Below are 18,038 nucleotides of genomic sequence, written 5' to 3'. Positions count from 1 at the left end.
ATCCTCGCCCGGACCCGGGTCGACCTGGAAACGGTTCTCCACAGGTCCCTGGCACGACCGTTCCCGGTGGGGGTCCCCCGTGGCACCGTCGCGGTATGGAGCCCACGCTGACGCGGACCGTCCCGGGTCGCCCCGAGCCGCCCTCGGGCCGGCTCGTGCTGCGCGCCCCGCCCGAGCTGGAGCCCCACGAGGGGGCGTCCGGGGTGCTGATGAACGCGATCCCGATGCTCGGCGGGCTCGGCTCGGTCGTGCTGGTGACGACGATGGGCGGCAGCTCCGGCGGCCGCGGCTACCTGGCGGCCGGCATGTTCCTGTTCGCGACCCTCGGCTTCGTGGTCGTGCAGATCGACCGGCAGCGCACTCAGCGCGCCCGGTCGCTGACCGCGGCCCGCACCGCCTACCTCCACCACCTGGCCCAGGCGCGTCGACTGGCGCGCGAGGCCGCCGGCCGGCAGCGCCGGGCCCTGGTCTGGCACCATCCCGAGCCCGCCGCGCTTCCCGCCCTCGCCCAGGAGCGGTCGCGGCTGTGGCGGCACCGCTCCACCGACGAGCGGTTCCTCCGGGTCCGCTACGGGCTGTCCGCCCAGCCGCTCGCGCTGGAGCTGGTGCCTCCGGAGGACGCCCACGGCCACGCCGACCCGGCCGCCGTCTCGGCGCTGCACCGGCTGCTGGCCGCGCACCGGCTGCAGCCGGACCTGCCCGCCTCGGTCGACCTGCGCGCCTTCGCACGCCTGCAGGTGTGCGGGCCGGAGGAGCCCGCCCGGTCGTTGGCGCGGGCCCTGCTCTGCTCGGCGACCGCGTCCCACTCCCCGGAGCACCTGGTGGTGGCCGTGCTCGCCTCCGAGCGGCGGCTCGCGCACTGGGACTGGGTGAAATGGCTGCCGCACGCGGCGAGCGCACGGCGGTACGACGCCGTCGGGCCGCGGCGGATGGTGTCCACCTCGCTGACCGAGCTCGCGACCCTGCTCCCCGACCTGGAGGACCGGCCGCGCTTCGGCGCCGACGAGCGGCGGCCCGGCCCGCACGTCCTGCTCGTCGTCGACGGGGCGGAGCTGCCGTCGGGGAACCCCGTCGTACCTCCCGACGGCCTGCAGGGCGTCACGGTCCTGGACCTGCCGACCCGGGGGGACGCTCCCGGAGACGCGACCGGGGTCCGGCTCCTGCTCGAGGACGGCGACCGGTACGACGACCGGCCCCGGCTCACGGCGATCCGGATGCGCGAGGAGCCGGTCCGGGCCCGTGCCGACCAGTGCGACCTCGCGACCGCCGAGGCGTTCGCGCGCCGGCTGGCCCCACTGCGCACCGCGGCCCAGCTCGCCGCCGGCGACGGGCGCTCCGGCGCGGCGACCGGCCCGGCCGACCTGCTGGAGCTGCTCGCCCTCGGCGACGTCCAGCGGTTCGACCCGACTGCGGCCTGGCGGGAGCGCCCGGTCCGCGACCGGCTGCGGGTGCCGATCGGTCTCGGTGCGGACGGCTCGGTCGTCCACCTCGACCTCAAGGAGTCCGCCCAGCAGGGCATGGGTCCGCATGGCCTGGTGATCGGCGCGACCGGCTCGGGCAAGTCGGAGTTCCTGCGCACCCTGGTGCTGGGGCTGACGATGACCCACTCCCCCGACCAGCTCAACCTGGTCCTGGTCGACTTCAAGGGCGGTGCGACCTTCGCCGGCATGGCGCGGCTGCCGCACGTCTCGGCCGTGATCACGAACCTCGCCCAGGAGCTCACCCTCGTCGACCGCATGCAGGACGCCCTCTCCGGCGAGCTGGTGCGCCGTCAGGAGCTGCTCCGGGCGGCCGGGAACCTCGCGTCCGTGCGCGACTACGAGCGGGCCCGGACCGACGGCGCGGACCTCGCCCCGCTCCCGTCGCTGTTCATCGTGGTCGACGAGTTCTCCGAGCTGCTGTCCGCCAAGCCCGAGCTCGTCGACCTGTTCGTCGCGATCGGCCGGCTGGGCCGCTCGCTCGGCCTGCACCTCCTGCTCGCCTCCCAGCGGCTGGAGGAGGGTCGGCTGCGCGGGCTGGAGTCCCATCTGTCCTACCGGGTCGGGCTGCGCACCTTCAGCGCCCAGGAGTCGCGGGTGGTGCTCGGCGTCCCCGACGCCTACGAGCTGCCGTCCGTCCCCGGGGTCGGCTACCTCAGATCCGACCCGACCACGATGGTGCGCTTCCAGTCGGCCTATGTCTCGGGTCCGGCTCCCGGGCTCCGGCGGCGGGGACCCGATGACCGCGTCCCCGTTCCCGGCATCCTCCCGTTCACGATCGCCGAGGTGCCGACGCTCGGCGTCCCCGAGCCGGAACGGCTCGCTCCGGAGCAGGTCGAGCAGGTCTCGCTCCTCGACGCCGCGGTGGCGGCGATGGTGGGCCGCGGTCCCGCCGCCCACCAGGTCTGGCTGCCGCCGCTCGACGTACCCGAACCGCTGGACCGCCTGCTGGGCGACCTGGCTCCCGACCCCGACCTCGGCCTGATCTCACGCCGGTGGCGGCGGCGCGGCGGGCTCAGGGTGCCCCTCGGCGTCGTCGACCGGCCGCGCGAGCAGCGCCGCGACGTCCTCGACATCGACCTCGGCGGCGCGGCCGGGCACGTCGCGGTCGTCGGCGGACCGCGCAGCGGCAAGAGCACCCTGCTGCGCACGATCGTCACGAGCACGTCGCTCACCACGACCCCGCTGGAGGCGCAGTTCTTCGTCCTCGACTTCGGCGGCGGCACCTTCGCGCCCCTGACGAGGCTGCCGCACGTCGCCGGCGTCGGCACGCGCGCCGAGCCGGACGTCGTACGCCGGGTCCTGGCCGAGGTGCAGGGCGTCGTGGACCGTCGCGAGGCGTACTTCCGCGACCAGGGGATCGACTCGATCGAGACCTACCGGACCCGTCGAAGGGAGAGCCGGCTCGACGACGGCCCCGACGACGGTTGGGGCGACGTGTTCCTCGTCGTCGACGGGTGGAGCACCCTGCGGGCCGACTTCGACGACCTCGAGACCCAGGTCCAGCAGCTGGCCACGCGCGGCCTGGCCTTCGGTCTCCACGTGGTTTCCGGCGCGTCCCGCTGGGCGGACTTCCGGGCCACGATGCGCGACGTCTTCGGGACCCGCCTCGAGCTGCGCCTGGGCGAGGCCCAGGACTCCGAGGTGGACCGCCGGGCAGCGGCCCTGGTCCCCGCCGGCCGGCCCGGTCGCGGACTCGTCGCCGGTCCGCTGCACGTCCTGACGGGACTGCCACGCATCGACGGCGTCGCCGAGACCGACTCGCTCGGCGCCGGCGTCGACGACCTCGTCGCCCGGGTGCGCGAGGCCTGGCGGGGACCCGACGGGCCGAAGCTGCGGCTGCTGCCGGAGCGGATCGACCTCGACCGGGTGCGGGAGCTCGCGGGCGTGCCGACGGGCGACGACCGGGCGGGTAGGCCGGACCGGGCGGACGGTCGGCTGCTGCTCGGCGTCGACGAGCGGGAGCTGGCACCGGTGTGGCTCGACCCCGACACCGCCCCGCACCTCTGGGTCCTCGGCGACGGGGGGTCCGGCAAGAGCTCGGTGCTGCGCAGCCACGTCCGGGAGGTGATGCGCACGCGCACGCCGAAGCAGGCGCAGCTGGTCGTCGTCGACTACCGCCGCTCACTGCTGGGCGAGGTGGGCGAGGAGTACCTGCTGGACTACCTGACCTCGGCCGCCCAGGCCGGGCCGGCGCTGCAGGACCTCGCGTCGTACCTCCACGACCGGCTGCCCGGACCCGACGTGACGTCCGGCCAGCTGCGGCACCGCTCGTGGTGGTCCGGCGCCGAGGTGTTCGTCGTGGTCGACGACTACGACCTGGTCGCCACCCAGCACGCCTCACCGGTGCACGCGCTGCAGCCACTGCTGGCCCAGGGCCGGGACACCGGCCTCCACCTCGCGCTCGCCCGGCGTACCGGGGGCGCGTCCCGCGCGCTCCACGACCCGGTCGTCCAGTCCCTGCGCGACCTCGCGGCGCCGGGCCTGCTGCTCTCGGGCCCGCCCGAGGAGGGGCCGCTGATCGGCAACCTGCGCCCGGTGCCGGCGCCGCCGGGTCGGGGCCGGCTGGTCACCCGCGAGCGTGGCATCGAGGTCGTCCAGACCGCCTGGACCGACCCGACTCCGTGACCGCGGGCCTCACGCGTGGGTGTGCACCCCGGGCCCGCTGATCTTCACGCCCGGCATATCGCTGAGGTCGTAGGTCATCTCGTAGGTGCGCCGGTAGCCGGTGTGGGCGATGCGCCAGCCCTCGCCGGTGCGGACGTAGCGGTCCTCGTAGAACGCGGCGCCCTCGAGCATGAACTTGAAGGCCTCGACGATCACCTTGTCCTGGAGGTACCAGCGCCCGGTGGCGACGTCGCCGTCGACGGCGATCTCCGGGTGATGGGCCTGATGGAGGGTGAGCATGCCCTCGCCGAGGTTGTCGCGCATATAGCCGACCAAGGACGCCCGGTCGTCGAAGACCAGGCCGTTGTAGTCGCCGGTGGCGTCGGGCTGGAAGCAGGCTTCGAAGTCGTCCCACTGCTTGGTGTCCAGCGCCCGGAGGTAGCGGTACTTCAGCTGAGAGATCGCGGTGATGTCGTCCACGGCTCGAATCTAGAACATGTTCTCGTCGCGTGGTGAGGATCACGTTTTTCGGAACACACCTGTAACCGCCCATCAATCCCCCGCTCACCCAGGCCCCGCACCCTGGGGGCACCACTTGGAACGATCCACACCCGATCACACACCTGGAGGCCGAGATGGAGAACCCCACCACGACCGAGGTCACCGTCGACCTTGAGCTCGCCCGCTTCAGCGACCACCGCAACGAGCAGCGCACCCGCCACTCCCAGGCCCTGGCCAAGCTGATGGAGGAGCGCGATGACCTCTACGGCGTGAACGCACTCGCCGACCTGGTCTCCGACTCGCTGCGCTGGACGGCCTGATCGCCGAGCCCGGGCAGGCATCCGCCGTCGCATCTGCTCGCGGGTCGCGGCATCGTCCGCCCCCCTCGTGACGATGCCGCGGCCCGCGGCCGCCCCGACCGGGCATCGTTAGACTGAGCCGTGTGATCTTCAAGCGCATCGGCGACGGGCGCCCGTATCCCGACCACGGGCTGTCCTCCCGGGCCTGGGCGGCGGTGCCGCCCCGGCAGGTGCGGCTCGACGAGCTGGTCACCACCAAGGACACCCTCCAGCTGGCCGCCCTGCTGGACGAGGACTCCACGTTCTACGGCGACCTGTTCGCCCACGTCGTGGAGTGGCGCGGGGAGTACTACCTCGAGGACGGGCTGCACCGCGCCCTGCGCGCGGCCCTGCACCAGCGCAACGTCCTGCACGCACGCGTCCACCCGGTCGGAGCCTGAGGCCATGTCCCCCCTGTCCCCCGCCGCCCGCACCGCGACCACCCTGGCGGTCTTGAGCGCCCTGCTCGTCGCCGGCCTGGCCTGGGGCTGGTCGGCCACGACCGCACCGCTGCCGGGGACGGTCGAGCTCGACTCCTCCTGCACCCGCCTCGAGCTGGCCGAGGGCGACCCGGTCTACCCCGACCAGGTGCTCGTCAGCGTCCTCAACGCCGGCACCCGCGACGGTCTCGCCAGCACCACCATGAAGCTCCTGGTCGAGCAGGGCTTCGTCGCCGGCGACCGGGGCAACGCCCCGCGCCGCTCCGGCGTCGAGAAGGCCGAGATCTGGACCGGCGACCCGGACAGCCCGGCCGTCCGGCTGGTGCGGTCCTGGCTCGGGAAGGGCGTGGTCGTCAAGTCCGAGCCCACGACCGCCGACGGCGTCGTCGTGGTCGTCGGCGACGGGTTCACGGCCCTGGCCAACGGGCGCCCGAAGGCCGCGGCCAAGAGCGACACCACGATCTGCAGCCCGCCGCCGCCGGAGCTGGCGGGCTAGTCGGTTCGGTGCTCGTCGGGGAGCCACTGGGCGAGCCGGCCCCCGAGGCTGACCTGGCGCAGCCGCTCCTCGGTCTTCCAGCGCAGCCGTCGGGGGGTGACGACGAGCAGGTCGTCGCCGCGGCGCAGGACGGTACGGAGCTCCGGCACCAGGGTCTGGTCGTCGCGGACGATCATCGAGACCGAGGCGCCCGGCGGCAGCCGCAGCTCGCCCACCTCGACGCCGTGCAGCTGCGACGCCGGGCTGATCGTCACCTGGAGCAGGTCGGCGGCCACCCGCTCCAGTGGCGCGGCCTCGAGCTCGAGCTCGCGTGGCTCGTTGCGCTGGGCCACCCCCAGCAACCGAGCCACGAGCGGGAGGGTCGGGCCGGTCAGCAGGGTGTAGATGACGACCATCACGAAGACGATGTCGAACAGCTTCTCGGCGCCGTCGAGGCCATCGGCCAGCGGGATGATGGTGAAGACGATCGGGACCGCACCGCGCAGGCCGGCCCAGGAGATGAAGCCGAGCTCACGCCAGGGCATCGGCTGGGCGATGGCGCTCACGAACACCGAGATCGGCCGGGCCACGAGGGTGAGCAGCAGGCCCGCGACGAGGGCGAGGCCGACGATCTCCCAGGTCAGCCGCGACGGGCTCAGCAGTAGGCCGAGCATGACGAAGAGCCCGATCTGGGCGATCCAGGCGATGCCCTCCGAGAAGGACCGGGTCGCCGCCCGGTGCGGCAGGTCGGAGTTGCCGAGGACCAGGGCAGCGACGTACACGGCGGCGAAGCCGGAGGCGTGCACGGCGGCGCCGGCGCCGTACGCGAGGACGGTCAGGCAGAGCACGGCGATCGGGTAGAGGCCGGACGAGGGCAGCGCCGCGTGCCGCATCACCCAGGCCCCGCCCACGCCGACGGCCAGGCCGATCAGCACGCCGGCCACCAGCTCGAAGAGGATCAGGGCCAACATCAGCAGCGGGCCGTCCTCGGCCGCCGCACCGGAGGAGACCAGCACGACCAGCACCACCACAGGGGCGTCGTTGAGGCCGGACTCCGCCTCGAGGACACCGGTGAGGCGGCGCGGTAGCGGGACGGCGCGCAGCACCGAGAACACTGCGGCCGCGTCCGTGGCCGAGGTGGCCGCGCCCAGCAGGATCGCGAGCTCCCAGCTCATCCCGAGCAGGTAGTGGGCGCCCAGCGCCACGATGCCCACCGAGATGCTGACCCCGACCGTCGCCAGCACCACCCCGAGACGCATCGACGGCCTGATCTCGCGCCAGTTCGTCGTGAGACCACCCTCGGCCAGGATCACCACGAGAGCGCCGAAGCCGAGTGCGTGGGCGAGCTCGGCGTCCTCGAAGTGGATGCCGAGGCCGGACTCGCCGAGCAGGACGCCCATCAGCAGGTAGACCAACAGGCTCGGCAGGCCGGCACGACTCGAGGCCCGAACAGCCAGGATCGCCAACAGGGTGACGCCCGAACCGACCAGAAGGAAAGCGTCCAGCTGGTGGGCGTCGAAGGTCATCTCACCTCAGGTGTCGGCGTTCACGTGGGGTGAGTCTATCGGTGCCGCAGCGGCCACCGGACCTCAGGTCGTCGGGGTGTAGCCGGGCCGTCCGGAGGCGTCCCAGACCTCCCAGAACGAGGTGAACTCCTCGCCGAGGAACGGGTCGCCGCCGGTCATCATGATCCCGCCACGACGTACGGTCCAGTCCCACGGCGCCAGCACCTGCGCCGCCGCGAGGTGGGCCTTCGCCGCGTCGGTGCGCCCGCGTCGTTGGAGGTACGCCGCCACCCGCCGCTCGGCCAGCGCCAACTGCTCGTCGTCGGTGCGCTCGGGCAGCTCGCCGGCCGCGCTCGCGGGCAGCGCGCCGTCACGGACCCAGGCGCGCAGCAGGTCGTGGTGCCGCTCGGCCCCGATCTTGGTGAACTCCACGAACTGGTCGTCGCCGGGCGCGATCGTCGGCGGCTTCACGACGCGGTCGTCCTCGTCGACCCACACCACGGAGGGGACGTTGGTGATGCCGTAGCGCTCGGCCGTGACGTGGGCGGTGTCCACCGCCACGGGGTACGACGGGGAGGCCGCCTCGATCCACGGCCGACTGTCCTCGGGGTCGGCGTCGAGCGCCACCGAGAAGATCTTCAGGCCGGTGTCGGCGAGCTCGTCCTGCAGCCGCTGCCAGCCGGCGAGCTCGTGCCGGCAGCCGCACCAGCTCGCCCAGGTGACGAGCACCCGCTTGTGACCGGACTGGTCGTCGAAGGAGACCGGGTTCCCGTCGACGTCGCGCAGCGCCAGGCTCGGTGCCCGACCGTCGCCGACCTCCCGGTGCCGCGCGGCCGCGGACGGCGCGAGCGCGGCGACCCGCTCCTCCGGGTCGTGCGCGAGGACCAGGCCGAGCGCCTCGGCCCAGACGGCCAGGTCGATGCGGGCGTCGTCGGCGGGGTCCGTCACGACCCGGCCGAAGAGCGGGACGCAGACCTCGCCCCGGCACAGGCCGACCGGCTTGAGGTCCCAGCCGGTGGCCGCCGCCAGGTCGGTGGCGTCGACATACCGCCCCTCCCCGCGCAGGTCGTGCTCGGCTCCGTCGACGTCGATGAGTGCGAGGGTCGCCATCCCGGGAGGATCGCACGAAACTGAAACTTGTTCTACCTTTGGCCGCATGAGCAAGGGCACCGCGCTTCCCGACATCCTTCCCGCCTCGGTGCTGGCCGCCGACACCCCGTCGTACGACGTCGTCGTGGTCGGCTTCGGCATCGCCGGCGGCTGCGCCGCACTCGAGGCGGCCCGCGACGGCGCGCGGGTGCTGCTGCTGGAGAGGGCGGCGGTCCACGGCGGCACGTCGAGCATGTCCGGCGGGCACTTCTACCTCGGCGGCGGGACCGTCGTGCAGCGCGCGACCGGCCAGGAGGACTCGGTCGAGGAGATGTACAAGTACCTCGTCGCCGTCTCCAAGCAGCCCGAGCACGACAAGATCCGCGCCTACTGCGAGGGCTCGGTCGAGCACTGCGACTGGCTGGAGGCGCTCGGCTTCGAGTTCGAGCGGTCCTACTACCCCGAGAAGGCAGTGATCCAGCCCGGCACCGAGGGGCTGATGTACACCGGCAACGAGAAGGTCTGGCCGTTCAAGGAGCAGGCGGTGCCCGCGCCGCGCGGCCACAAGGTGCCGGTGCCGGGCGACACCGAGGGCACCAGGATGGTCATGGACCTGCTCCGCGACCGGGTCGAGGAGGCCGGCGTCGAGGTCCGCTACGAGACCGGGGCGACGAACCTCGTCGTGGACGAGGCCGGTGCCGTGGCCGGCCTCGCGTGGAAGTCGTTCGACGACACCGGGCTCGTGCGCGCACCGTCGGTGATCATCGCCGCCGGCGGCTTCGTGATGAACGCCGACATGGTCGCCGAGCACACCCCACGGCTGGCCGAGAACCCGTGGACGCTGGGCTCGACGTACGACGACGGACTCGGGATCCGGCTCGGCGCGTCCGTCGGCGGGGAGCTCAAGCACATGGACGAGCCGTTCATCACCGCGCCCATCTACCCGCCGTCCGCCCTGATCACCGGGATCGTCGTGAACGCCGAGGGCGAGCGGTTCGTGGCCGAGGACAGCTACCACTCCCGCACCTCGCAGTTCGTGATGGAGCAGACCGACTCGACGGCGTACCTCATCGTCGACAGCGAGCACGTGGAGTACCCCAAGTTCCCCCTGGTGCCGCTGATCGACGGCTACGAGACGATCGACGAGCTCGAGGACGCGCTGTCGCTGCCCGCGGGCTCGGTCGCCAAGACGCTGGAGCGCTACAACGAGTACGCCGCCCGCGGCGAGGACCCCGACTTCCACAAGGGCGCCGAGTGGCTCGCCCCGCAGACCACCGGCCCGTGGGCGGTCTTCGACCTGCGACTGGGCAAGGCGATCTACGCCGGCTTCACCCTCGGCGGCCTCCGGGTCACGGTCGACGGCCAGGTCCAGCGCCCCGACGGCTCCGTCGTCGCCGGCCTCTACGCCGCCGGCGCCTGCGCCTCGAACCTGGCCCAGGACGGCAAGGGGTACTGCTCCGGCACGCAGCTGGGTGAGGGGTCGTTCTTCGGTCGGCGGGCCGGGGCGGCTGCGGCGCGGGCACGCAGCTCGGTGAGTTTCTCCGCCTAGGCGGAGGAACTCATGCTGGTGATAGGAAACTTCATGACACCAGCATGAGTTTCTCACCACCGATGTAACAGGAGTGACGCCCGTGACCGTCAACGCCGGGCGCTTCCAGGTCGCCAGCCGCGCCAACGTTCCGCCCTTCCACGTCATGGATCTACTGGCGGCGAGTGCCGAGCGGCAGCGGAGCCACGGCGACCTGCTGAACCTGCTCGCGGGGCAGCCGAGTAAGGGGGCGCCCGCACCGGTGAACGCCGAGGCGGTGCGGCTGCTGGGCAGCGGCGACCCGCTGGGCTACACGCCCGCGGCGGGGATCCTGGAGCTGCGCGAGGCCATCGCCGGCCACCATGCCCGGGCGCACGGGATCGAGGTACATCCGGACCAGGTGGTGGTGACGACCGGGAGCAGCGGCGGGTTCCTGCTGGCGTTCCTGGCGGCCTTCGAGGTGGGCGACCGGGTCGCGATGGCCCGGCCGGGCTACCCGTGCTACCGCAACGTGCTGACCGCGCTGGGCTGCGAGGTGGTCGAGATCGCCACCGGCCCGGAGACCAGGTTCCAGCCGACGGTCGAGCAGCTGGCCGCCCTCGGCCCGGACATCAAGGGGCTGGTCGTGGCCAGCCCCGCGAACCCCACGGGCACGATGCTGCTCCCGAGCGAGCTGGCGGCGCTGGCGTCGTACTGCGAGGAGCACGGGATCCAGCTGATCAGCGACGAGATCTACCACGGCATCGAGTACGCCCCGCTCGACGGCCACGAGTCGCTGGCGCGCAGCGCGTGGGAGACCAGCCGCGAGGCGGTGGTCTTCTCGTCGTTCTCGAAGTACTTCTCGATGACCGGCTGGCGGATCGGCTGGATGCTCGTCCCCGACCGGCTGCGGCGCGCCGTCGACGTGCTGACCGGCAACTTCACGATCTGCCCGCCGGTGATCGCGCAGCGGGCCTGCATCGCGGCGTTCGCCGACGAGTCGTACGCCGAGCTCGACAGGCACGTGCAGCGCTACGCCGGCAACCGCCGGCTGCTGCTCGACGGCCTGGCCCGGCTCGGCGTCTCCAGGCTGGCGCCGGCCGACGGCGCGTTCTACGTGTACGCCGACATCGGCCACCTCACCGACGACTCGATGGCCTTCAGCCGCGGCCTGCTCGACCGGACCGGCGTCGCGATGGCCCCGGGCATCGACTTCGACACCGCCGACGGCGGACGGTTCGTGCGGATGAGCTTCGCCGGCCCGCGGGCCGACATCGAGGAGGCGCTGGAGCGGATCGCGCCGGTGTTTCGCGGCTGAGCGTCGAGTGCCATCGATTGGCCCCTGAACCTGACCCCTGATGGGCCAATCCATGGCACTCGACGGAGTGCTCAGAGGATGTCGTGCACGAACTCGCCGAGCTGGGCGAGGTTGCGGCACTCCGCCATCGGCACGACCTCGCCGTACGCCCAGGCCGCGGAGTCGCCGGTGTCCCAGTGCCGGCGGTGCTCGGGGTTGAGCCACCACGAGTGCCGGGCGGTGGCCGCCATCTCCTTCAGCGACCCGAGGGCGAGGTCGCTGTAGTTGGAGCGCGCGTCGCCCAGGATCAGCAGCGACGACTTCGGCCCCAGGGCGTCGCCGTGCTCCTCGGTGAACTTGGTGAACGCGCGGCCGTAGTTGGTGCGGCCCCACAGCGCGGCGTGCGAGGCGCTGGCGGCCAGGTCGGCCATCACGTCGGCGACGTCGGCGCCGGGCCGGAAGTGGTGGCTGACCTCGTGGACGTGGTCGATGAAGGTGAAGGCGCGGACCTTCTGGAACTGGTCGCGCAGCGCGAAGACCAGCAGCAGCGTGAACTGCGCGAAGTTGGCGACCGAGCCGGACACGTCGCACAGCACGACCAGCTCGGTGCGGTGCGGGCGCTTGGGCTTGTGGTGGGTGGTCAGCGGCACCCCGCCGGTCGAGACCGAGGCCCGGACGGTACGACGGAAGTCCAGCGGCCCCCGGCGCCGTGCGTGGTGCTCCTGGGTCAGCCGGGTCGCGAGCCGGCGGGCCAGCGGGTAGATCTCGCGCCGCATCTCCTCCAGGTCGGTGCGCCGGGCCTGGAGGAAGTCGAGCCGGTCGATCGTCGGTCGGACCGCGACGTTCGCGACGTGGTCGGGGCCCTTCTCCTCGGCGATCCGCCTGCGGGCGTCGTCCTCGACCAGCTTGGTGAAGCCGCCGAGCCGGCGGCCGGCCGTGCGTTGCGCCTCCTCGTCGGTGCGGCCCTGGGCGAGCAGGGCGGCGACGATCCGGTCGACCAGCTGGCTGGGCGCGACCCGCTGCTGGGCGGTGTACGCCGACCAGCTCGACAGGCCGGGCCCGCGACCGGGCATCGCGCCGAAGCGACCGACCATCTCGGCGGCCAGCCGGGCCAGCGTCTCCTGGTCGCCCTCGGCGAGCGCGGCCAGCAGCTGCTCGCGGAAGGAGGCCAGGGCGCGACCGGTGTCGCCGGGAGCGCTCTCGTCCGCCCCCTCGTCGTCGGCGTGGCCGGCGCCCTCGCCGACGAGGCGCGGAAAGTACAGGTCGAAGAGGGTGTCGAAGGTCGGGCGGAAGGACGACTTCTTCACCAGGGTGGCGGCGTACCCCTCGCGGACCGTGGCCCGCTCGTCCCACGGGAGAGCCCGCAGCGCGGCGACCGCGTCGAGGTCCTCGGCGAGCGAGACGGGCAGCCCGGCCGCCCGCAACGCCTCGAGGAAGGCGATGTGGCGCTCGAGTAGCCCGCTGCCGGTCATCGGCGCAGCCGCAGCTCGCGGACGGCGCGGTCGGTGTCGGAGGCGTGCTTGAGCACCACCCCGAGCGTGTCGTTGACGGCCTTGTCGTCGAGCTCGCGGATCTCCAGCGCCAGCAGGGTGCGCGCCCAGTCCACCGACTCGGCGATCGACGGCGCCTTCTTCAGCTCCAGCTCGCGCAGCCGGCCGACCATCGCGACCAGCTGCTCGGCGAGCCGGTCCTCCAGGTCCGGCACCTGGGAGGTGACGATCTCGCGCTCGCGCTCGGCGTCGGGGTAGTCCAGGTGCAGGAACAGGCACCGGCGCTTGACCGCCTCGGACAGCTCCCGGGTGGCGTTGGAGGTGAGGACGACGAAGGGCCGGCGTACGGCGGAGACGGTGCCGAGCTCGGGGATGGTGACCTGGAAGTCCGAGAGCACCTCCAGCAGCAGGCCCTCGACCTCGACGTCGGTCTTGTCGACCTCGTCGATCAGCAGCACCGTCGGCTCCTCGCGGCGGATCGCGGTCAGCAGCGGTCGGGTGAGCAGGAACTCGTCGGTGAAGATGTCGTCGTGGGTCGCCGACCACTCCTGGTCGGAGCCCTGGGACGCCTGGATGCGCAGCAGCTGCTTCTTGTAGTTCCACTCGTAGAGCGCCCGGGCCTCGTCGAGCCCCTCGTAGCACTGCAGCCGCACCAGGTCGGCACCGGTCGCGCGGGCGACCGCCTTGGCGAGCTCGGTCTTGCCCACCCCCGCCGGACCCTCGACCAGCAGCGGCTTCTCGAGCGCACCGGCCAGGAAGGCGGTCGTGGCCGTGGCGCTGTCGGCGAGGTAGCCCTCCGCTGCGAGGCGGGTGACGGCGTCGGTGGGCGAGGCGAACCAGGTCGTCATGGGCCCATCCTCCAACACACCCGCGTCACTCGTCCCGAGGTGCGTCGTTGAGCGGAACGTCATGGCGCCCCGCTCCCTCCCCGCCCTGCTCCTCCTCGGCCTGCTGGCCGGCGGGTTCACCCTGGGCGGGCGGCAGGACGTCACGTCGGGCACCGCGACCGGCGCCACCGCCGACGGCTACGCCCAGGTCGTCCGCCCGGTGCTGGCCGAGCACGGCTGCACCCCCGTCGGGTTCGACGACGTCGAGGACGTGCGGGCCGCGCTGGTGCGCACCCCGCGGGGACGACTCGTCCTGGTGTCGGCCGCGCGCGGCCGGGAGGTGTACGACGGCCGCCGGCCCGGCGTCCTGGTGGCGGTCTGCACGCGGCGACCGTGACCGACGCCGAGCCGGACCGTCAGGACCGTCAGGACTGCTCGACGGGCCGGGCGCCCGTGCGGTGCCGACCGGCGAGCTCGCCGTAGTAGAGCGCGTTGGTCTCGACCCACACCTCGGAGGAGGTGCCCTCGATCGGCTTGCGGGCCGAGGCCGGGGAGCCCGCCGCGACCACGCCTCCGGGGATCTCGGCCCCCGGGGTGACCACCGAGCCCGCGGCGACCAGCGTGCGGGCGCCGACGCTCGCGCCGTCGAGCAGGATCGAGCCGTTGCCGATCAGCGACTGCTCGCCCACCGAGGCGCAGTGCACGACGCAGGAGTGGCCGACGGTGGCGTTCGGACCGACCACGAGGGTCTGGTCGGGGCCGGCGTGCAGCACCGAGTTGTCCTGGATGTTGGTGCCCTCGCGGACCACGATCGTGCAGACGTCCCCGCGCAGCACGGCGCCGTACCAGACGCTGGCGCCCTTCTCGACGGTCACGTCGCCGATCAGGGTGGCGGTGGGGGCGATCCAGGCGTCGGGGTGGACCGACGGGCGGCGGCCTTCGAACTCGATGAGGTGCATGGGCTCATTCCACACCCCGTGCCCGACCCGTTCGCGGGCGCTCCGGGGTCACGTCGGGTCCCGCACCGCTCGGGAGGTCGGTGGACGCACGGGCGACCGTCGGCAGCGGACGCTACGGTACCCGCGTGGCCACCGAACCCCGGCGCCTCGACCGGGTCGCGGCGGCGTACGACCACTGGGCGGGGCCGTACGCCGATCTCTTCGCCGACCCCGCCCGCGGTCACCCGTGGGACCGCGCGGCGATGACGGTGCTGGCCGAGACGGTCCGGGCCGGGGAGCCGGGCCCGGTCGTCGACCTGGGATGCGGGCCCGGGCACTGGACGGCGTACCTCGCCGCCGCCGGTCTCGACGTGCACGGCGTGGACATCTCGGCCGACTTCGTCGCGCTCGCGCGCGCCGCCCACCCCGGGCTGCGGTTCGACCATCGATCGATGACCGACACCGGCCTCCCCGACCGGAGCCTGCGCGGAGCCGTCGCGTGGTTCTCGCTCATCCACGTGGAGCCGGCGGAGCTGCCGGCCGTGCTGGTCGAGCTGCGCCGGATGCTGGCCGACGGCGCCCCGCTGCTGGTGGGCTTCCAGACCACGGACGAGCCGGACGGCCCACCGGTCCCCTACGACCACCGGGTCGCACCGGCCCACCGCTGGCCCGTCGGCACCCTGGCCGACCTGCTGGCCGAGGCCGGGTTCGTCGAGTCGACTCGGCTGGTGCGGCAGCCCGAGGGCACCGAACGCTGCCCGCAGGGCGCGCTCCTGGTGCGCGCGGGCCAGTGATCGATCTCGACGAGCAGACCGCGATCCCGCCGAAATGAAGAACACCCGACCCCACGTCTGTCGTGGGTCCGGGTGTTCTCGATGCCCTGGGACATCAACTGGCGGTGGCGGAGGGATTTGAACCCTCGGTGGGCTTGCACCCACAAACGCTTTCGAGGCGTTCTCCTTAGGCCGCTCGGACACGCCACCGCCGGAGAATGTACCGGAGCGGGGTGGGACGGACGAAATCTGGGCAGGTCAGGCGGCGGTCCAGCCCGGGTCGCGGCCGGTCGCTCCGGCGAGCCGGTCGAGGGCGGGCGCATCGGCCGGCACGGGCACGGGAGGGCCGAAGGGGGCGGCGGCGTCCCTTGCGTCCGCGGACAGCTCGAAGGAGGCCGCGAACCCCAGGCACGCGGCGACGGCCGCCGGGTCGGCGTCGTACTCCTGGCTGGTGGCCCGGGCCAGGTCCCAGCCGTGCACGACGACCTCGTCCAGGGCGACCAGGGCGGCCACGTCGCCCGGCGTCTCGACCGGGCCGGCCATCGTCAGGCCGACGTACGCCGCGGGGTCGTCCCAGGCGGTCGCGAGCTCGGCGAGCCGATCGGTGGCGACCCCGCGCCAGCCGTCCGGGAGCCGCGAGCCGTCGCCGGACGGGCTGACCGGCACCGGGAGGGTCTCCTTGCGCGCGGCGGCGGTGAAGGCGACCGCGAGGCCCAGGACGTGGTCGACCAGGTCGGCGACGGTGTACGCGGGACAGGGGGTCGGCCCGGCGAGCTGGTCGTCGCGGATGTCGTTCACCACCCGGGCGAGAGCGGTGCAGGCAGGTCGGAGGTCGAGAGGTTCCATGCGGGTGCTGACCGGCCGGGCGCGGCGATCTCATCGGCTTCGCCCAGGGGTTCGGGCCCGGCCGCGGACGTCATCCGAGTCGGCACCCCCAGCAACCACGTCGTACGACGTCGCGGACTGTCGGCGCCGCGCCCTACGGTCACGTCATGACCCTCTCCCTTGGCATGATCACCTGCGACTCCACCGACCCGGTCCCGCTCGCGGCCTGGTGGGCGGAGCAGGTCGGCGGCACCGTCGCCGACCCGTTCGACGGCACCTTCCTGATGGTCCGCATCGACACGATCCCGGTGCAGCTGGCCTTCCAGCTCGTCGAGGACCCCACGCCCGGTAAGAACCGGATCCACTACGACTTCGCCGCCCCGGACCTCGAGGCCGAGGTCGACCGACTGCTCGCGGCCGGTGCCACGCTGGTCGACCGGCGCGGCGACGAGAGCTTCGCCTGGGTGACCCTGGCCGACCCGCAGGGCAACCAGTTCTGCGTGACCTCGTCGGCGGACGCCGAGGCCGAGCTCTCCGACGGCTAGCCGGCACGGCTCACGCCGGCCCGGTCAGCCCCGACAGCTCAGCGAGTCGGGCGACCCCCGGGCCGACGTGCTGCTGGAGCCGGGCGAGGGCGTCGTCGAGTCCCGGCGAGCCGGGGTGCCCGTGCGGGACCCGCGAGGGGTTCAGGGCGACCCGGTCGGCGAAGGCCTTGATGTCCGGCTCGGCTCCGAAGGCGGCCGAGCCCCGGAAGCCGCGGACGTTCATCTCGGCCCAGTCCGGCAGGGTGTTGCCGTAGTTGGAGGGCGGGCAGAGCCGGTTCTTCTCGACCTCCGCGTCGGGGCCAGGCCCGCGGGTCGCCTCGACGTACCCGGCCAGCGCCGCACCGAAGCAGGGGAAGCCGGCGCGGATCGGCTGGACGGTGATCGCCTCGGGTCCCCAGATCGGGACGAGCGGCGGCTGCTTGAGCCCGTCGGCGGCACAGTTGACCACCAGGGCGTCGGCGACGGCGACCGATCCCCGTTCGAGCTGGAGCCGCCCGCGACCCGCGGTGACGAGGTGACCGAGGCGTACGACGTTCTCGACGCTGCGCAGCAGCTCGAGCTCCCAGACGCCCAGGGTCGGCGCCTTGGCCATCGTCGGCATGAGCGAGCGGTCGATGCGCAGCATGATGTCGGCGTCCTCGAGGGCGAGGAACAGCTCGTCGAGCGACCCGGCGGACCCGGCGGCGCGCATCAGGTCGGCGACCATGCCGAGGAAGACCTCGGGGTCGGGCTGGATCTTGGCGCGGTTCAGCATCCAGGGCTCGCGCGGACGCACCCAGCAGATCGCGTCGGGGTCCGTCCCGCGGCCCAGCAGCCAGACGATGGCGTCGGTGGCGGTCTTGCCGGAGCCGACGACGACGTACTGGCTCGGGGCGTCCTCGACCCGCGGCAGGTCGTTGACCGGGATCACCCGGGCACCGTCGACGCCGAAGCGCGGCGGCGTCTCCGCCGGGATGTCGGGGGCGAGGTAGCGGGCGTCGACGATCCGGCAGCGCTCGGGCACCTCGAGGCGCTCGCCCGAGGAGAGCGAGACGACGGCGCCGGACCCGTCGTACTCGCTGCCGGTGATGAGCTCGACCCCGCCGGTGCCGACGAGGCGGGTGAGCACGTCGTCGTAGTAGCGCAGGATCGTCGGCTGGTCGGCCCGCTCGTGCAACCCCGCCTCGGGACCCGTGGTCTGGATCCGGCCGCCGCCGAGCAGGGTGGAGGCGACGCCGTAGAACGTGGAGGACTGGTGCAGGCGGACGAAGGGGTACGCCTCGCGCCAGTGCCCGCCGGGGCCGGGGCGGCGGTCGACGAGGGCGACGCGCACGTCCGTGTGGTCGATCAGGGCGTCGGTGAACGCCATGCCGCTGGCCCCCGCCCCGATCACGAGGTAGTCGGCATCGATCCGGCGCGTCATC

General features: G+C 73.3%; 17 protein-coding genes and 1 tRNA gene. 9 read left to right on the top strand and 9 right to left on the bottom strand.

From position 1 onward, the window contains the following. Positions 1–95 precede the first annotated feature (95 nt). A complete protein-coding gene (eccCa, locus tag MUB56_RS06035; protein WP_244931002.1) occupies positions 96–4,106 on the top strand; it encodes a type VII secretion protein EccCa in 4,011 nt (1,336 codons plus the stop codon). Positions 4,107–4,115: 9 nt separating this feature from the next. On the opposite strand, the gene MUB56_RS06030 is transcribed toward eccCa, so the two are convergent. Then, complete coding sequence (locus MUB56_RS06030; RefSeq protein WP_244931001.1) at positions 4,116–4,565, bottom strand: nuclear transport factor 2 family protein; 450 nt, start codon at positions 4,563–4,565, stop codon at positions 4,116–4,118. Positions 4,566–4,720: 155 nt separating this feature from the next. On the opposite strand from MUB56_RS06030, the gene MUB56_RS06025 reads away from it, so the two are divergent. The 3 genes from MUB56_RS06025 to MUB56_RS06015 all read left to right on the top strand — a co-directional run bounded on the left by MUB56_RS06025 (position 4,721) and on the right by MUB56_RS06015 (position 5,860). Next, the gene (locus MUB56_RS06025) at positions 4,721–4,906 is read left to right on the top strand and encodes a hypothetical protein (protein ID WP_244931000.1); all 186 of its coding nucleotides are present in this window, start codon (positions 4,721–4,723) and stop codon (positions 4,904–4,906) included. Between the two features lie 122 nt (positions 4,907–5,028). Then, positions 5,029–5,325 (top strand): type II toxin-antitoxin system VapB family antitoxin, encoded by a 297-nt coding sequence (locus MUB56_RS06020; protein WP_244930999.1) that lies wholly within the window; start codon positions 5,029–5,031, stop codon positions 5,323–5,325. A gap of 4 nt (positions 5,326–5,329) precedes the next feature. Beyond that, positions 5,330–5,860 (top strand): LytR C-terminal domain-containing protein, encoded by a 531-nt coding sequence (locus MUB56_RS06015; RefSeq protein ID WP_244930998.1) that lies wholly within the window; start codon positions 5,330–5,332, stop codon positions 5,858–5,860. Here MUB56_RS06015 and MUB56_RS06010 read toward each other — a convergent pair. After that, positions 5,857–7,365 carry a potassium/proton antiporter gene (locus MUB56_RS06010; RefSeq protein WP_244930997.1) on the bottom strand — a complete coding sequence of 503 codons (1,509 nt, stop codon included), beginning with the start codon at positions 7,363–7,365 and terminating at the stop codon, positions 5,857–5,859. The two genes, MUB56_RS06015 and MUB56_RS06010, sit on opposite strands and share 4 nt — an antisense overlap. Before the next feature lie 63 nt (positions 7,366–7,428). Then, positions 7,429–8,454, bottom strand: coding sequence for a TlpA disulfide reductase family protein (locus MUB56_RS06005; protein WP_244930996.1), 1,026 nt, complete (start codon positions 8,452–8,454; stop codon positions 7,429–7,431). A gap of 46 nt (positions 8,455–8,500) precedes the next feature. Between MUB56_RS06005 and MUB56_RS06000 the strand changes: the two genes are divergently transcribed. Together MUB56_RS06000 and MUB56_RS05995 are read left to right on the top strand one after the other, a co-directional pair. Beyond that, entirely contained in the window at positions 8,501–9,982 is a 1,482-nt protein-coding gene (locus tag MUB56_RS06000; RefSeq protein WP_244930995.1) for an FAD-binding protein, read from the top strand. An 82-nt stretch (positions 9,983–10,064) separates the two neighbouring features. Next, positions 10,065–11,258, top strand: coding sequence for a pyridoxal phosphate-dependent aminotransferase (locus tag MUB56_RS05995; RefSeq protein WP_244930994.1), 1,194 nt, complete (start codon positions 10,065–10,067; stop codon positions 11,256–11,258). A gap of 71 nt (positions 11,259–11,329) precedes the next feature. Here the strand turns inward: MUB56_RS05995 and MUB56_RS05990 are convergent, their stop codons facing one another. Beyond that, a complete protein-coding gene (locus tag MUB56_RS05990) occupies positions 11,330–12,709 on the bottom strand; it encodes a VWA domain-containing protein (protein ID WP_244930993.1) in 1,380 nt (459 codons plus the stop codon). Beyond that, complete coding sequence (locus MUB56_RS05985; protein WP_244930992.1) at positions 12,706–13,575, bottom strand: MoxR family ATPase; 870 nt, start codon at positions 13,573–13,575, stop codon at positions 12,706–12,708. Before MUB56_RS05985 ends, MUB56_RS05990 begins: the two co-directional genes overlap by 4 nt. A 61-nt stretch (positions 13,576–13,636) precedes the next feature. Between MUB56_RS05985 and MUB56_RS05980 the strand changes: the two genes are divergently transcribed. Further along, positions 13,637–13,951: a hypothetical protein gene (locus MUB56_RS05980; protein ID WP_244930991.1), complete on the top strand. Its 315-nt coding sequence runs from the start codon at positions 13,637–13,639 to the stop codon at positions 13,949–13,951. Between the two features lie 28 nt (positions 13,952–13,979). On the opposite strand, the gene MUB56_RS05975 is transcribed toward MUB56_RS05980, so the two are convergent. Beyond that, the gene (locus tag MUB56_RS05975; RefSeq protein ID WP_244930990.1) at positions 13,980–14,513 is read right to left on the bottom strand and encodes a gamma carbonic anhydrase family protein; all 534 of its coding nucleotides are present in this window, start codon (positions 14,511–14,513) and stop codon (positions 13,980–13,982) included. 125 nt (positions 14,514–14,638) lie between these two features. Here MUB56_RS05975 and MUB56_RS05970 point away from each other — a divergent pair, with 125 nt between their 5' ends. Beyond that, positions 14,639–15,286, top strand: a complete 648-nt coding sequence (locus MUB56_RS05970) for a class I SAM-dependent methyltransferase (RefSeq protein ID WP_244930989.1) — start codon at positions 14,639–14,641, stop codon at positions 15,284–15,286. 99 nt (positions 15,287–15,385) lie between these two features. On the opposite strand, the gene MUB56_RS05965 is transcribed toward MUB56_RS05970, so the two are convergent. Both MUB56_RS05965 and MUB56_RS05960 read right to left on the bottom strand, forming a co-directional pair. Next, positions 15,386–15,475 (bottom strand) — tRNA-Ser (locus tag MUB56_RS05965). A gap of 48 nt (positions 15,476–15,523) precedes the next feature. Next, entirely contained in the window at positions 15,524–16,111 is a 588-nt protein-coding gene (locus MUB56_RS05960; RefSeq protein WP_244930988.1) for a TIGR03086 family metal-binding protein, read from the bottom strand. Positions 16,112–16,257: 146 nt separating this feature from the next. Here MUB56_RS05960 and MUB56_RS05955 point away from each other — a divergent pair, with 146 nt between their 5' ends. Then, positions 16,258–16,635, top strand: coding sequence for a VOC family protein (locus MUB56_RS05955; protein ID WP_244930987.1), 378 nt, complete (start codon positions 16,258–16,260; stop codon positions 16,633–16,635). Between the two features lie 10 nt (positions 16,636–16,645). Here MUB56_RS05955 and MUB56_RS05950 read toward each other — a convergent pair whose 3' ends face one another. Next, entirely contained in the window at positions 16,646–18,037 is a 1,392-nt protein-coding gene (locus MUB56_RS05950) for an FAD/NAD(P)-binding protein (RefSeq protein WP_244930986.1), read from the bottom strand. Between the last annotated feature and the right edge of the window lies 1 nt (position 18,038).

Source organism: Nocardioides sp. W7 (genome assembly GCF_022919075.1).
GTDB lineage: Bacteria > Actinomycetota > Actinomycetes > Propionibacteriales > Nocardioidaceae > Nocardioides.
Note: the sequence above shows the minus strand (reverse complement) of the source record. Positions and strands in the feature narration are given on the sequence as shown.

Coding starts and splice junctions, on each gene's coding strand:
- eccCa (WP_244931002.1), top strand. CDS start 96: ATGGAGCCCACGCTGACGCGGACCGTCCCGGGTCGCCCCGAGCCGCCC.
- MUB56_RS06025 (WP_244931000.1), top strand. CDS start 4,721: ATGGAGAACCCCACCACGACCGAGGTCACCGTCGACCTTGAGCTCGCC.
- MUB56_RS06015 (WP_244930998.1), top strand. CDS start 5,330: ATGTCCCCCCTGTCCCCCGCCGCCCGCACCGCGACCACCCTGGCGGTC.
- MUB56_RS06010 (WP_244930997.1), bottom strand. CDS start 7,365: ATGACCTTCGACGCCCACCAGCTGGACGCTTTCCTTCTGGTCGGTTCG.
- MUB56_RS06005 (WP_244930996.1), bottom strand. CDS start 8,454: ATGGCGACCCTCGCACTCATCGACGTCGACGGAGCCGAGCACGACCTG.
- MUB56_RS06000 (WP_244930995.1), top strand. CDS start 8,501: ATGAGCAAGGGCACCGCGCTTCCCGACATCCTTCCCGCCTCGGTGCTG.
- MUB56_RS05990 (WP_244930993.1), bottom strand. CDS start 12,709: ATGACCGGCAGCGGGCTACTCGAGCGCCACATCGCCTTCCTCGAGGCG.
- MUB56_RS05985 (WP_244930992.1), bottom strand. CDS start 13,575: ATGACGACCTGGTTCGCCTCGCCCACCGACGCCGTCACCCGCCTCGCA.
- MUB56_RS05980 (WP_244930991.1), top strand. CDS start 13,637: ATGGCGCCCCGCTCCCTCCCCGCCCTGCTCCTCCTCGGCCTGCTGGCC.
- MUB56_RS05975 (WP_244930990.1), bottom strand. CDS start 14,513: ATGCACCTCATCGAGTTCGAAGGCCGCCGCCCGTCGGTCCACCCCGAC.
- MUB56_RS05960 (WP_244930988.1), bottom strand. CDS start 16,111: ATGGAACCTCTCGACCTCCGACCTGCCTGCACCGCTCTCGCCCGGGTG.
- MUB56_RS05955 (WP_244930987.1), top strand. CDS start 16,258: ATGACCCTCTCCCTTGGCATGATCACCTGCGACTCCACCGACCCGGTC.
- MUB56_RS05950 (WP_244930986.1), bottom strand. CDS start 18,037: ATGACGCGCCGGATCGATGCCGACTACCTCGTGATCGGGGCGGGGGCC.